12 protein-coding genes are annotated in these 14,199 nt (G+C 65.6%); 3 read left to right on the plus strand and 9 right to left on the minus strand.

Annotated elements, in window-relative coordinates:
* Window positions 1–45 precede the first annotated feature (45 nt).
* The 6 genes from pgl to tkt are packed head-to-tail and all read right to left on the minus strand — an operon-like array spanning window position 46 to window position 8,052.
* Window positions 46–786: a 6-phosphogluconolactonase gene (gene pgl, locus ATC04_RS08240; protein WP_047119340.1), complete on the minus strand. Its 741-nt coding sequence runs from the start codon at window positions 784–786 to the stop codon at window positions 46–48.
* Window positions 776–1,717: a glucose-6-phosphate dehydrogenase assembly protein OpcA gene (locus ATC04_RS08245; RefSeq protein WP_047119339.1), complete on the minus strand. Its 942-nt coding sequence runs from the start codon at window positions 1,715–1,717 to the stop codon at window positions 776–778. Before ATC04_RS08245 ends, pgl begins: the two co-directional genes overlap by 11 nt.
* Window positions 1,714–3,234 carry a glucose-6-phosphate dehydrogenase gene (zwf, locus tag ATC04_RS08250; RefSeq protein WP_047119338.1) on the minus strand — a complete coding sequence of 507 codons (1,521 nt, stop codon included), beginning with the start codon at window positions 3,232–3,234 and terminating at the stop codon, window positions 1,714–1,716. Before zwf ends, ATC04_RS08245 begins: the two co-directional genes overlap by 4 nt.
* A 6-nt stretch (window positions 3,235–3,240) precedes the next feature.
* Window positions 3,241–4,815 (minus strand): glucose-6-phosphate isomerase, encoded by a 1,575-nt coding sequence (locus ATC04_RS08255; RefSeq protein ID WP_047119337.1) that lies wholly within the window; start codon window positions 4,813–4,815, stop codon window positions 3,241–3,243.
* Window positions 4,816–5,919, minus strand: coding sequence for a transaldolase (gene tal, locus ATC04_RS08260; protein WP_047119336.1), 1,104 nt, complete (start codon window positions 5,917–5,919; stop codon window positions 4,816–4,818).
* An 18-nt stretch (window positions 5,920–5,937) separates the two neighbouring features.
* On the minus strand, window positions 5,938–8,052 hold the full coding sequence (gene tkt, locus ATC04_RS08265; RefSeq protein ID WP_047119335.1) for a transketolase: 2,115 nt from the start codon (window positions 8,050–8,052) through the stop codon (window positions 5,938–5,940).
* Between the two features lie 821 nt (window positions 8,053–8,873).
* On the opposite strand from tkt, the gene ATC04_RS08270 reads away from it, so the two are divergent.
* The 3 genes from ATC04_RS08270 (at window position 8,874) to ATC04_RS08280 (ending at window position 11,242) form a co-directional block, all read left to right on the plus strand.
* On the plus strand, window positions 8,874–9,827 hold the full coding sequence (locus tag ATC04_RS08270; RefSeq protein ID WP_047119334.1) for a heme o synthase: 954 nt from the start codon (window positions 8,874–8,876) through the stop codon (window positions 9,825–9,827).
* A 136-nt stretch (window positions 9,828–9,963) separates the two neighbouring features.
* Window positions 9,964–10,311: a PadR family transcriptional regulator gene (locus ATC04_RS08275; protein ID WP_047120766.1), complete on the plus strand. Its 348-nt coding sequence runs from the start codon at window positions 9,964–9,966 to the stop codon at window positions 10,309–10,311.
* Window positions 10,304–11,242, plus strand: coding sequence for a DUF1700 domain-containing protein (locus ATC04_RS08280; RefSeq protein ID WP_047119333.1), 939 nt, complete (start codon window positions 10,304–10,306; stop codon window positions 11,240–11,242). Before ATC04_RS08275 ends, ATC04_RS08280 begins: the two co-directional genes overlap by 8 nt.
* Before the next feature lie 74 nt (window positions 11,243–11,316).
* Here ATC04_RS08280 and ATC04_RS08285 read toward each other — a convergent pair whose 3' ends face one another.
* Genes ATC04_RS08285 through ATC04_RS08295 form a run of 3 tightly spaced genes read right to left on the minus strand, consistent with a single transcriptional unit; the run spans window position 11,317 to window position 14,004 of the window.
* Entirely contained in the window at window positions 11,317–12,258 is a 942-nt protein-coding gene (locus tag ATC04_RS08285; protein ID WP_052772576.1) for a COX15/CtaA family protein, read from the minus strand.
* A 31-nt stretch (window positions 12,259–12,289) separates the two neighbouring features.
* Window positions 12,290–13,051, minus strand: coding sequence for an ABC transporter permease (locus ATC04_RS08290; RefSeq protein WP_047119331.1), 762 nt, complete (start codon window positions 13,049–13,051; stop codon window positions 12,290–12,292).
* Window positions 13,048–14,004 (minus strand): ABC transporter ATP-binding protein, encoded by a 957-nt coding sequence (locus tag ATC04_RS08295; RefSeq protein ID WP_047119330.1) that lies wholly within the window; start codon window positions 14,002–14,004, stop codon window positions 13,048–13,050. Before ATC04_RS08295 ends, ATC04_RS08290 begins: the two co-directional genes overlap by 4 nt.
* Window positions 14,005–14,199: the final 195 nt, after the last annotated feature.

Consider the following 14,199-nt stretch of genomic DNA (forward strand, 5'->3'; position numbering starts at 1 on the left):
ATGCCGCCAACAGCTGGTGTTGGCGGCATCGGCGGATAACGCGTTTTAGAGCAGCGTGGCGGCGGAGCGGTCCACAAGCCAGCGGGTGGCCTGCGTTCCCTGCACCGCGCTGGCGGGCACGGCGGCTTCGTTGACCTCGTGCTGCGCGGCGGCCAAGGCAGGAGCCTTCTCCGCCCCGGCCACCAGCAGCCAGACCTCGCGGGCCGAGTTGATGGTGCCCATGGTCAGCGACACGCGGTGCGGCGGCGGCTTGGGGGAGTCGTGGATCGCAATCGCTCCCAGCTCGGCCGACCTGGTGTGGTTCGGGAACAGGGATGCCACGTGCGAATCCGGGCCCATGCCCAGCATCAGCACGTCGAAGGCCGGGCTCGCGGCGCCTTCCGGAGCCTCCTGGGCCAGCAGGGCCGTGTAGGCGGCCGCCGCGTCCTCGGCGCAGTCGTACTGGTCGGTGGAGCCCATGGCGTGCACGGTCTCGCGGTCCAGTCCCAGCGTCTCAAGGGCCGCGAACAGCACCTCCGCCTGTCCGGCATTGCGGTCCGCCGAATCGGCGGGGACAAAGCGCTCGTCGCCCCACCAGAAGTGCACCTTCGACCAGTCCACGCTCACGCGGGCGGGATTCTCCGCCACGGCGGCCAGCGCGGCGATGCCCAGCGAGCCGCCGGTCAGCACCACGTGCGCCACCCCGCGGGCGGCAATGGCGTCGGCGATCGAGGTGACCAGCCGGGCGGCAATGCCGTGCGCGGTGGCTGCCAGGTCCTCGTGGATGACGATCTGTCTAGCGATCACTTGAACGGATGCTCCTCAAGTTGGTCAGGGCCAGGCCGCGGGTGATGACCTCGCCGAAGACGTCGTCCGCATCCAGGCGGCGCATCTCCTCGGCCAGGCATTCGGCCACCGAGCGGCGCGGCAGCGAGATGCGCTGCGGAGCGGAGCCCGGCAGGTACAGATGAGCCACGGGACCCGAGGGGCGGGAGAGTTCCACGTCGCCGCCCTCGCGGGAGAGCCGCACCGAGGACAGGCCCGCGGTGGACTTGTCAGCGGCGATGGTGACCGGCACGTCGAGGCACATGGTCAGCCAGGCTGCCAGCAGCGTGGTGGAGGGGGAGTTCTCCGAACCCTTCACGGTGATGCTGGTCAGGCCCTCGGTGCCCACCAGATCGATGATGCTCGCCAGCTGGGCGCGCCACAGGGTCAGGCGGGTCCAGGCCAGGTCGGTGTCGCCGGCGCGGTAGGTCGCCACGCGGCTGAACAGCGCCGCGGTGGGGTCCTTCGTCTCGCCGGAATCGGTGATGCGGCGGTGCGCGATCTTGCCCAGCGCGGTGGCCGCCGGGTCGACCGGCACACCGTGCGGCCACCAGGCCACGATCGGCGCGTCGGGCAGCAGCAGCGCGGAAATGAGCGCCTCGTCGGCCTCCATGTCCGGGCCGTGCGTGCGCATCACGATGACCTCCGAGGCGCCGGCGTCGCCGCCCACGCGGATCTGCACGTCCAGGCGGTTCTCGCCCTGCGCGGAGCCGCGCACCACCACGATGATGCGGCAGGGGTGCTCGCGGCTTGCGAGGTTGGCGGCCTCGATGGCGTTCTCCGCGAAGCCCTCGCGGGTGATGACCACCAGGGTCAGCACGCGGGAGAGCGCCACCACGCCGTGGGTGCGGCGCGAGGAGATCAGCTTCTTGGCGACCTTGGAAGTGGTCGTGTTGGGAAGTTCGATCATCATGGGCGTCGCCACGTCCTTCCATCCTTGGCCATCAGTTCGTCGCTGCTGGCGGGGCCCCAGGAACCAGGGGCGTAGGGGTCCGGCTGCTCGGGCTGGGCCGCCCAATACTCCTCGAAGGGATCCAGGATGCGCCAGGACTGCTCGACCTCTTCATGGCGCGGGAACAGCGGAGGCTCGCCCAGCAACACGTCCAGGATCAGGCGCTCGTAGGCCTCCGGGGAAGATTCGGTGAACGCGTTGCCGTAGCCGAAGTCCATGGTCACGTCGCGGATCTCCATCTGGGTGCCGGGCACCTTGGAGGAGAAGCGGATGGTCGCGCCTTCGTCTGGCTGCACCCGGATCACGAACGCGTTCTGCCCGAACTCGTCGTCCTTGTGGTCGGTGAACAGCAGGTTCGGGGCCTTCTTGAACACCACCGCGATCTCGGTGACGCGCCGTCCCAGGCGCTTGCCGGCGCGCAGGTAGAACGGCACCCCGTCCCAGCGGCGGGTGTTGATGTTCAGCCTGATCGCCGCGTAGGTCTCGGTCTTGGACTTGGGATTGAAGCCCTCCTCGTCCAGGAAGCCGACAACCTCCTCGCCGCCCTGCCAGCCGGAGGTGTACTGGCCGCGCGCCGAAGCCGCGCCCAGGTCCTGCGGCAGCTTGACCGCTGCGAGCACCTTTTCCTTCTCGCTGCGCAGGTGGTCCGCGTCGAAGCTGATGGGCTCCTCCATGGCGGTCAGCGCCAGCAGCTGCAACAGGTGGTTCTGGATGACGTCGCGGGCCGCGCCCACGCCGTCGTAGTAGCTCGCGCGCCCGCCGATGCCGATGTCCTCGGCCATGGTGATCTGCACGTGGTCCACGTACTTGTTGTTCCACAAAGGCTCGAACATCTGGTTGCCGAAGCGCAGCGCCAGCAGGTTCTGCACCGTCTCCTTGCCCAGGTAGTGGTCGATTCGGAATACGGCGTCCGGCGGGAACACCGACTCGACGATCTCGTTCAGCTCGCGCGCGCTGGCCAGGTCGTGGCCGAAGGGCTTCTCGATGACCACGCGCTCCCAGCCCTCGTTGGCGTCGTTGGCCAGCTTGTGCTCGGAGAGCTTTTCGCAGACCACGTCGAACCAGCTGGGCGGGATGGACAGGTAGAACGCGTGGTTGCGTCCGGTGGAGCGGGTCTCTGCCAGCTCGTCCAGGGTGGCGGAGAGCTGCTCGTAGGCGTCGTCGTCGTCGAAGGCGCCGGAGATGAAGCGCATGCCGGAGGCCAGCTGCGCGAACACCGTCTCGTTGAACGGGGTGCGGGCGCTGGCCAGGATCCATTCGCGGGCCTGGGCGGCGAAGTCCTGCGCGGACCAGTCGCGGCGGCCGAAGCCGACGATGGCGAAGTTCGGGGGCAGCAGGCCGCGGCTGGCGAGGTCGTAGACCGCCGGCATCAGCTTCTTGCGGGCAAGGTCGCCGGTGATTCCGAAGAACACCAGCGCGCCCGGACCGGCGATGCGGTTAAGCCGCCGGTCGCGGGCGTCGCGTAGTGGATTGCTCATCTGCGGCTACTTCGCCGCCTCGAGCAGGGCCGCGATGCCGGCCTTGCGGTCGGTGAGGTTCACGCGCAGCACCGGGCGGTTGTGCGCCGCATCGGAGAGCACCCCGGCGTCGCCGCTGGCCTGGGCGGTGATCAGCCCGCCGAAGCTGTAGGGGCGGCCCGGGATTTCCAGGTCCTCGTGGTGGTCCGCGGTGACCTGCAGGAATACGCCCTGGGCAGGTCCGCCCTTGTGGTACTGGCCGGTGGAGTGCAAGAAGCGCGGGCCCCAGCCGAAGGTCACCGGGCGGCCGGTCTTGGCGGCCAGCGCGTCGCGCAGGCCTTCGAGATCCGCGTCGCCATTGCGGTCGAGGTAGGCCTGCACCGCGAGGTAGCCGTCGTCCGGCAGCGCGGCGGTGAGCTCGTCCAGCGCGCCGGCCAGGGTGGCGGCAGAGGTGCCAAACAGCTCAACGGAGCCGTCCACTGCATCCGGGGCGGACGCGGCCGGGGCGTCGAGCAGCGAACGGGCGGCGACCTTGGCGGCTTCCACGTCCGGCTGGTCGAAGGGGCTGATGCCCAGCAGGTAGCCGGCCACGGCGGTTGCATACTCGAAGATCATGAACGAGGTGCCCAGCGGGGCGCTGAAGTGCACCGCAGTGGCCTCCTCGTCGATGTCCTCGGGCAGCTGATCGTAGACGTAGAGCGGCAGCACGTCGGCGGCCGGCTCGCGCAGCTCCGGGGCCCCGGGGTGCGCCACCACCGGCAGCACGCCCTTGGAGTCCTTGCCGGTGGATTCGGCGATGAGCTGCTCGGCCCAGTCGCCGAAGCCCGGCAGCGCGTCGCCCACGCCGGCAATGACCAGCTTGTCGCGCCCGGCGGTGGCCATGGCCGCGCCCAGGTGCAGGGCCAGGTTGTCCTCGTCGTCGGTTGCCAGCACGTCGTGCAGCAGGCCGGCTTCCTCGATCAGCGCCTCGATGTCGGCGCCGGCCAGGCCCGAAGGCACCAGGCCGAAGGCGGTCAGCGCGGAGTAGCGCCCGCCCACGTTCGGGTCGGCGTTGAAGACCGCGCGCACACCCTCGGGGTTGTCCATCGGGGAACCCGGGTCGGTGACCAGCACCAGGCGGGTTGCCGGGTCGATGCCGGCGGCCTGGAAGGCGGCGGTGAAGGCGCGGCGCTGCGAGTCGGTCTCCACGGTGGAGCCGGACTTCGAGGCCACGACCACCACGGTGCGCTCCAGGTCAGTTGCGAGGATCGGGCGCAGCATGGCCGGGTCGGTGGTGTCGCAGATGACCAGGTCCACCTCGTCGTGCGCGGCGATGACCTCGGGGGCCAGCGAGGAGCCGCCCATGCCGCACAGCACGATGCGGGTCAGGCCCTCGGACTGCAGCTGCTCGCGCAGCTGGAGGATGGCCGGGAGCAGCTGCTCGGCGGCCTCGAAGGGGTTGACCCAGCCCAGGCGGATGGCGGATTCGGCTTCCGCGGCCGGGCCCCAGATGGTGGGGTCCTGCGCCGCGATGCGGCTGCCGATGCGGGCCTCGATCAGCTGCGGAAGCAGCTCGTCGACTGACTTCAGGGCGTCGCCGGAGGTGACCAGACCCAGTTCCATCTACTTTGCTCCCTTCAGGGCCACCGACATGTCCTCGAGCAGCTCGTTCCAGGCGTCCTCGAACTTCTTCACGCCCTCGACCTCCAGCAGGTCCACGATCTCGTTGTAGTCGATGCCCAGGGCCGCGAGCTTGTCCAGCACGCGGTTGGCGGCGTCGTAGGTGCCGGCGATCGCGTTGCCGCGCACCTCGGCCTCGGCCGCGGTGGCGTCCAGGGTCTTCTCCGGCATGGTGTTCACGGTCTGCGGCGCCACCAGCTCGGTGACGTACAGGGTGGACGGGTAGGCGGGGTCCTTCACGCCGGTGGAGGCCCACAGCGGGCGCTGCACGTTGGCGCCGGCGTTGGCCAGCACCTCGTAGCGGGCCGAGGTGAAGGATTCCTCGAAGACCTGGTAGGCCAGGCGGGCATTGGCCACGCCGGCCTGGCCGCGGACCGCCGCGGCGGCCTCGGTGCCCAGGGCGTCCAGGCGCTTGTCGATCTCGGTGTCCACGCGGGAGACGAAGAAGGAGGCGACCGAGTGGATCTTGGACAGGTCCAGGCCCTTGGCGTGGGCCTTCTCCAGGCCGATCAGGTAGGCGTTGATGACCTCGCGGTAGCGTTCCAGCGAGAAGATCAGGGTGACGTTCACGCTGATGCCCTCGGCGATGGTCTCGCTGATGGCTTCCAGACCCTGAACGGTGGCGGGGATCTTGATCAGCACGTTCTCGCGGTCCACGCGCTCGTACAGGGCCTTGGCCTGCGCGATGGTCGGTGCGGTCTCGTGGGCCAGGCGCGGGTCCACCTCGATGGACACGCGGCCGTCGAAGCCCTTGCTCGACTCGTAGACGCCTTTGAACAGGTCGCAGGCGGCGGCGACGTCGTCGCTGGTGATTTCGGTGATCGCGTCTTCCACCGAGTGGTGGCGCTGCGCGGCGATGGCATCGCCGTAGACCTCGGCGTTGGACAGCGCGGCGGCGAAGATCGCGGGGTTGGTGGTCACGCCGACGACGTTCTTCTCTTCGATCAGCGCAGCCAGCGATCCGCTGGTGAGTCGTTCGCGGGACAGGTCATCGAGCCAGATGGATACTCCGGCGTCGGACAGTGCCTGGGTGTTGGGGTTGCTCATGATGTGTGCTTGAGTTCCTTAGTTGGCGGCGTTCTGGACGGAGGTTTCGGCGGCGGCCACCACGGCTGCGGTGGTGATGCCGAACTCCGAGTAGAGCTTCTTGTAGTCGGCGGAGGCGCCGAAGTGGTCCAGCGAGACGATTTCGCCATGGGCGCCGACCAGCTCGCGCCAGCCCTGGGCCACGCCGGCCTCAACCGAGACGCGGGCGGCGACGGCTGCGGGCAGCACCGATTCGCGGTAGGCGGCGTCCTGCTTGGCGAACCATTCGTGGCTCGGCAGCGAGACGACGCGAGCGGCAATGTTCTTGGCTGCCAGCTCCCCGCGGGCCTCCACTGCCAGCTCGACCTCGGAGCCGGTGGCGATCAGGATGACGTCGGGGGTGACCTCGGCGCCGTCGCGCACCGCTTCGGCCAGCACGTAGCCGCCCTTCAGGGTGCCTTCGGCGGAGCGGAAGCCGGCTGCCGAACGGTCGTAGATCGGCAGGTTCTGGCGGGAAAGCACGATGCCGGACGGGGTGCCGGTCAGCTCCAGCATGCCGCGCCAGGCGTAGGCGACCTCGTTGGCGTCCGCCGGGCGGATCACGTCGAAGTTCGGGATGGCGCGCAGGCTGGCCAGCTGCTCCACCGGCTGGTGGGTCGGGCCGTCTTCACCGAGGCCGATCGAGTCGTGGGTCCATACGAAGATCGACGGGACGCCCATCAGCGCGGCCAGGCGGATGGCCGGGCGCTGGTAGTCCGAGAAGATCAGGAAGGTGCCGGAGAACGCGCGGGTCGGGCTGGAGAGCACGATGCCGTTGACGATCGAGGCTGCGGCGTGCTCGCGGATGCCGAAGTGCAGCACGCGGCCGTACGGGCTGGCCGACCAGGAGTCGGTCGAGCGGCGCTCGGGCGCGAAGGACTTGGCGGTGTCGATGGTGGTGTTGTTCGAGCCGGCCAGGTCGGCCGAGCCGCCCCACAGCTCGGGCAGCTCATCGGCGATCGCGTTGATGACCTTGCCGGAGGCGGCGCGGGTGGCCATGGTGGAGCCGGGTTCGAAGACCGGCAGCTTCTCGGTCCAGCCCTCAGGCAGCTGGCCGGATTCCAGGCGGGCCAGCAGCGCGGCGCTTTCCGGGTTGGCTGCCTTCCATGCGTCGAATTCCTTGTTCCAGGCTTCGTGGGCGGCGGCGCCGCGGGCAACGGTCTGGCGTGCGTGGGCCAGCACCTCGTCTTCGATGGCGAAGGTCTTCCCGGTGTCGAAGCCCAGGGCCTTCTTCAGGCCGGCGACTTCTTCGCCACCGAGCTTGGATCCGTGGATTCCGCCGGTGTTCTGCTTGGTCGGCGATGGCCAGCCGATGATGGTGCGCAGCGAGATGATCGACGGGCGGCCGGTCTCTGCCTTGGCGGCGCGGATGGCTGCATCCAGGGCGGCGACGTCTTCGACGTATTCGCCGGTTTCGGTCCAGTCCACGCGCTGGGTGTGCCAGCCGTAGGCGGCGTAGCGGCCCAGGACGTCTTCGGTGAAGGCGATGTCGGTGTCGTCTTCGATGGAGATCTTGTTGTCGTCGTAGATGACGACGAGGTTGCCCAGTTCCTGGTGGCCTGCCAGCGAGGAGGCTTCGGAGGTGACGCCTTCCTGAAGGTCGCCGTCCGAGGCAATGACGTAGATGGTGTGGTCGAACGGGCTGGTGCCGGCCGGTGCGTCGGGATCCAGCAACCCGCGCATGCGGCGCTGGGAGTAGGCGAAGCCCACGGCGGAGGCGAGGCCCTGGCCCAGCGGGCCGGTGGTGATCTCGACGCCGGCGGTGTGGCCGAACTCCGGGTGGCCGGGGGTCTTGGCGCCCCAGGTGCGCAGGGCGGCGATGTCTTCCATTTCCAGGCCGTAGCCGGAGAGGAACAGCTGCAGGTACAGGGTCAGCGAGGTATGGCCTGGGGAAAGGATGAAGCGGTCGCGGCCGATCCAGTTCGGGTCCTTCGGATCGTGGCGCAGGTGCTTGTGGAAGATCAGATAGGCAGCAGGGGCCAAGCTGATGGCGGTGCCGGGGTGGCCGTTGCCTACTTTTTCAACAGCATCTGCCGCCAGGACACGGGTGGTGTCAATGGCTTTACGGTCCAACTCGGTGAGGGAGAACTCTTCTACTAAGGATTCAGTCGCCACTGCGGCGTTCCTTCCATTCAGGCTTGGACGGGAGAAATACTCCCGCTGACACGCAATACGCCGTCGGTCCTATGTACCCGGTGTTCGAGCTTAGAGGGGTCATTGGTCGCGACGGCGCAATCAGGTTCAACTCTATCGCGAAACGCCCATTTGATGCGCGGGTTAAGCAAGATGACACCCAAAGATTTGTAACCGCGAGCAACTCGTTGCGTTTGCCGGCGCGTTTTGTGCCCGTTGCCGCCAGTTCAGGAGCGGCTCTTCGGGCTGATCGGAATGGACGAATCGTGTCCGGGAAGACGTGGCGAGCGGTTTGGTCAGCGTACGGCAGCGGCGTGCCGCATCGTCTCCATACCAAGGAACGGGAACCTTTGAACAAGATCTATAATTTGTGCATGAACAGCCCACTATGTTTGAATTTTGTTGGTTAATGGCCAATGCGATCGGGTTCCAATGATTTTGCGGCCCATCGGGTGGCTGGGTGCGGGCGGGATGATGTCGACGGGCGGATTTCATGACCTGCTTTGGCGTCGCGCGGCGGCGGATCGGTTGCGCGGGGCGAATCCATTTGTTGAAGCGCTTGGGTTCGCCAGCAATGTTGCGGCATGGACTTTGCGTTCAGCGATGGTCTGTTGATCGTGTGCCAGTGGGCGCGCGCTCGGCCTGCATGAGACGCCATGTTGACTCAAATCACCTTGTTTCGGCCGAATCCCTGATTGGGGAGAGTTTCTTTCAATTTCTATAACACGTAGAATGGTTGTGTCTGTCCTTGTACCCTGCGAAGAACTGAGTGCGTTTAATTGAAGACTCAAAGTGTCGCCGACTTGTCAGTGCCACGCGCATCGCGCCAGCCTGATGAATCCACCGGCGACTTTCTGAAGCGCAAGGCCAGTGCCTACCTCGCACTGACCAAGCCTCGCGTGATCGAGTTGCTGTTGGTGAGCACGCTTCCAACCATGATCTTTGCCCAGCGCGGATTCCCTCCGGTCTGGCTCATGGTTTCCACCATTGTTGGCGGTGCCATGGCCGCTGGCGCTTCGGGCGCATTCAACTGCTACATCGATCGCGACATGGACAAGCTCATGAAGCGAACCAAGGGCCGTCCGCTGGTTACCGGCGACCTGACGCCCAAGGAAGCGCTGATCTTCTCGTGGACCCTGGCTATCGCTTCGCTGGTGGTGCTCTGGGTGGGAACCAACCCGCTGACCACCGCGCTGGGGCTTGCGGCGATCCTGCTGTACGTCGTTCTGTACACCATGATTCTCAAGCGCCGCACCGCGCAGAACATCGTCTGGGGCGGTATCGCCGGGTGCATGCCTGTGCTCATCGCTTGGGCGGCCGTCAAGGAAACCATCGAATGGCCTGCGATCATCCTGTTCCTGGTGATCTTCCTGTGGACCCCGCCGCACTACTGGCCGCTGTCCATGAAGTACGCGGACGACTACAACGCGGCATCGGTTCCAATGCTGGGTGCCATCGCCAATGCGCGCCGCGTTTCCGTTCAGGTTGTGCTCTACGCATGGGCCACCGTGGTGTGCTCGCTGCTGCTCGTGCCGCTGGGTGACGCGGGAATCGTCTACACGGCGATCGCTGGCGGCGCCGGCGCGTGGTTCGTCTACGAATCCCATGTGCTCTACCGCGAGGCGCAGCGCGACCACAAGCCAGCCGAGGTCAACCGCAAGGCCATGAAGGTCTTCCACATCTCGATCACCTACCTTTCGATCGTGTTCCTGGCCTTGGCCATCGACCCGTTCGTGGGAAGCCCGCTTTTCGGCTAGGACTTCTCCCGCGCTTCAAGCATCCGGTGCTGAATCATTTGATTCAGTGCCGGATGCTTGTTTTAACGCCGATTCGCAACAGAAACGAACCTTGCCCTGCTATGCAAGTCTTGTTATGCAAGGTAAGGTTCCAAGCATGGAAGAACAGGGCGAGAAGATTGCGACGAATATCCGCAAGGGCGTCTTGGAATACTGCGTACTGGCTTTGCTGGCGCAAGGAGACAAGTACGGCCTTGAGCTCGCCGATGAGCTGGTAGAGCGCAATCTGACGGCCAGCGAGGGAAGCCTCTATCCCTTGCTGGCGCGGATGAAAACTGCGGACCTGGTGACCACTCGGTGGGAGGAAAGCGATACCGGCCGGCGGAGGAAGTATTACGCGATGACCGATCGGGGAGCATCGCACCTGCGTCAATTCGATGCGGTATGGAACGAAATATCTGGGCAAGTAGGCGAACTACTCGGGAGACGACATGAACATGACTGAGAACCATGGTGCTGTAGGCAAATATCTGGAAGCGCTCGACCACGAGTTGCGGAAGGTTCCTCCAGCGCGGCGCGAAGCAGTCGTCGCCGACCTTGCGGAGCATATCGACGAAGCCAGGGAACGCGGCCGCAGCGATGACCAGATCATCGCCGGCCTCGGGCCGGTTCAGGCCATCGCCGCCGAGGTCCAGGCGGACTTCGCCGATGGAGCCGTGGAAATGGAGCAACGCGCGAAGCGCAAGGTTCTGGGCTTCATTGCACTTGCGGCGGGAGTGCTGGCCGCAGTGGTCGACACGTGGATCTACCCGTCCTTGAATGTTGATGAATTCTGGCCGGATTGGTTGCATTCGAGCGCGATTAACTACGATGCGAGCACCCGATTCGGAGCGGGTTTGATGCTGCTCTTCCTGCTTCCAGGCCTCATGGTTGCGGCGGGATCCATGATGAAATCCCCAGCTGCGCGCATCTGCAGGACGGTCGCTGCGGTGATCGTGACGGCACTGCCCTTCGTGATCGGCTTCAACCTCGGAGTCTTCTACCTGCCGCTGATCGTGGCCGCGTGGATGATCGTTGGAGTATCCTACCGTCGGCAACAGCGGGCTCAGGGCCGCAGGCACCTGCCCTTGCGGATGACTGCCGGGCTGGCAGCGGGAGTCCCTGCCGCGGCGCTGCTGGCCGGCCTGGCCACCGGAACCGTGGAGACCGGGGTGCAGGGGATTGCAGTGCTGGCGGTTTTGGTCCTGGCCGCCGTGGGAGCGATTCGGGGCCTGCGCGCAGCCTACTGGGTCTTGGCGGCGTGCGGTGCGCTGTTGCTGGTCGCGTCGGTCTTCGACATGGGTATGCTGGTGCTCGGCTTCTGGATCGCGGGGACGATCTATTTCTTTGCCGGGCTGGCAGGGTTGCTGCGGCTCCAACCCGCGCAAAAGGCCTAGGAAAAGTTGCGCATAAACAACGGGCGGCTCCCAACAATACGTTGGGAGCCGCCCGTCGTCGCAGGGGAAGGGAACTAGTCCTGGTCGATGCGCGCGGACTTGGGCATCAGGCTCGAACGATCCCAGACGTTGGTCGCTGCGACCATGAGCATGCTGGCTCCGAGCATGTGCAGCAGCACCAGGACGACCGGCAGGCCGTTGAAGTGCTGGATGTAGCCGATGGCTCCCTGGACCAGGATGGCAACAACCATCCACCAGCCGGCCGCACGAAGCTTCGGATTGTTGGACGTGCGGTAGGCGAGCACCATGAAGGCGATGGTCGCGAGGATCAGCAGGTACACCGGACCGGTATGCAGCGGGGTGACGATGCGCGGATCAAACAGGTGGCGCGGTGCATCGGCGTCGCCCGCGTGCGGGCCGGTGCCGGTGACGATGGTGCCCATGATGATGGCGATGCTCGCCAGAAGCAGCACCAGGGTGCCGACCTGCGCGATGGCTTTGGTCGTGGCCGGCGCTTCGTCACGCTTGAGTTCGCGGCGGGTGCGGTTGACCAGGATGGTGGCCAAAGCGACCAGCGATGCCGAGAGCAGGAAGTGCAGCGAGACAACCCACGGGTTCAGGCCGGTCAGCACGGTGATGCCGCCGATGACACCCTGGCCAGGAATGCCGATCAGCAGCACCAGTCCCAGCTTGTACAAGGTGGAGTGGGTCTTGCGCATATTCCAGATCGAAACCAGGAAAGCGATGGCAATGACCAGAAGGACAAAGGTCAGCAGTCGGTTGCCGAACTCGATCAGGCCGTGGATACCCATCTCTGGGACCGGGGTCATGGAACCGGGCACGCAGTTCGGCCACTGCGAGCAGCCCAAGCCTGACTTGGTCAGGCGTACTGCGCCACCGGTGACGATGATGCCAATCTGGGAGATCAGTGATGCGATCGCCAGACCGTGAACGAGGCGGGTTACCTTCGTTGGCAGCTTATCGGCCCAGCTCTTTGCGGCTAGGTCTGAAGACATGAGAATCATCCCTTTTGGCTTGGTGTGGTGGTTAGTTCCATTTGAACTTCTTGATAGCAGCGAATGAGCCGGCAGCGGCCCACAGCACCAGGAAGATCAGTCCGGGAAAATTGAAGTGCCCGTTGATCAGTGCATCGCGCATGGCATCGCCCAGGGCTGCCGACGGCAGTGCGCTCAAGGTGGGCTGTAGCCATTCCGGGGCCATGCTCAGCGGATAGAGGACGCCGCCGGCGCCTGCGAGCAGGATCCAGGCCAGGTTGGTGATGGCCAGCGTCGCTTCCGGGCGGACGGTTCCGGCGATCAGCAGACCCAGGGAGGTGAAGGCCGCGGCGCCCAGGAGCAGGAAGAGGATCCCGGGAATAATGCCCCAGGGATTCGGCTGCCAGCCCAGCAGCAGCGCCACGGCGCTGATCAGGACCGCCTGGATCACCAGCACGGTCAGCACGGCGATGACCTTGCCGAAAATGAGTCCTGTTTTGCCCAGCGGGGTGGTGGAGAACATTCTCAGCACCCCGTAGCGGCGGTCGAACCCGGTGCCGATGCCCTGGCCGGTGAATGCGGTGGAAATGACGCACAACGCCAGGACTCCGGGCACCGCTGCATCAATGGTGCGCTCGGCGATATCCGAAATCAGATCCGTGAACGTCAGGACAAAGAGGGCGATCATCGGCATGACCACGGCCAGGATCAGCTGCTCGCCGTTGCTGAGCATCTGGAGCGCTTCGTACTTGCCCTGGATCAGGATGCGCTTGAGCGGTGAAACCGCGTTGGACTCGGTGCTGACCTGGGTCATGCCTGTTCCTCCTTCTGCGCAAACTCGAGGAAAACATCTTCCAAGCTGCGTGACTGCAAGTTCAATTGGGTCGGCAGGATCGATTCCCTGGCCCACCAGCTGGTCAGCCAGTTCAGGTGTTCGGGAGTCGTCACGCCGTCCAAGCGGTACTGTCCGGCCGAGGTCTCCGCAAGGTACAGGCCAAGCGGTGGTTGGGGGAGTGCGAGCCCTGCAGTGGCGCTGAATGAGACCGGACGTGCATCGTGGCCCTCTTCCGCCCTGGCGATGAGCTCCGAGACGGTGCCCTGCGCAACGGTGCAGCCCTTGTCGATGATGTACACGTAATCGCTCAGGCGCTGCGCGTCATCCATGAGGTGCGTGGTCAGCACGATCGCCTTGCCGGCGTCGCGCAGCTCCGAGATCAGGTCGAAAACGACTTGCCGGGACTGCGGATCGAGTCCGGCGCTCGGTTCGTCGAGGAACAGCACTTCCGGATCTCCGGCCAGGGCCAGAGCCAATGCCACCCGCTGCTTCTGGCCGCCCGAGAGGCGGCGAATATTACGCGATCCGAAGGATTCCAGATCCAGGCGTTGGATCAACGCGTCGATGTCCACCGGGTTCCGGTAGAGCGAAGCGACATGGCGCAGCAGCGGCACCGGCCGCATCGACGGGGGGAGCCCGCCGTCCTGCAGCATGACGCCGACGCGTGCCCGAAGTTCCGGGTTGTCGCCGTAGGGGTCCTGGCCCAGCAGTTCGATGGAACCGCCATCCGGATGCATCAGTCCCTGGGCGCAGGCCAGGGTCGTGGACTTGCCAGCGCCGTTGGAGCCCAGCAGCGTGGTGATTTGCCCCGGGTAGGCCTTGAGCGAGACCGATTCCAGGACTCGCAGCATGCGATTATCCAGGGCCGGAACTGGACCTAAATCTTTGGCCAGCTCATTAATGACGAGGCTGGGGGTTACAGAAGACACCACAGCATTCTACGTCATGTCGAACTCTCCAGCCTGAGTGGTTGGTCACCATCACTCGAGTTGTCGGCGCCAACGCGAGAGAATTGAAGATGTCAGAAGCAGTTCGAAAACCGCGTACCTTCTAGGCGGGAAAGCCCATCCTTAGTAAGTCCTTCCTTACTAGACTGATCGCGAAAATATACGCATGATTGTGTTGTG

The sequence above is a fragment of the Arthrobacter sp. YC-RL1 genome (assembly GCF_001454985.1).
In the GTDB taxonomy this organism is placed as follows: domain Bacteria; phylum Actinomycetota; class Actinomycetes; order Actinomycetales; family Micrococcaceae; genus Glutamicibacter; species Glutamicibacter soli.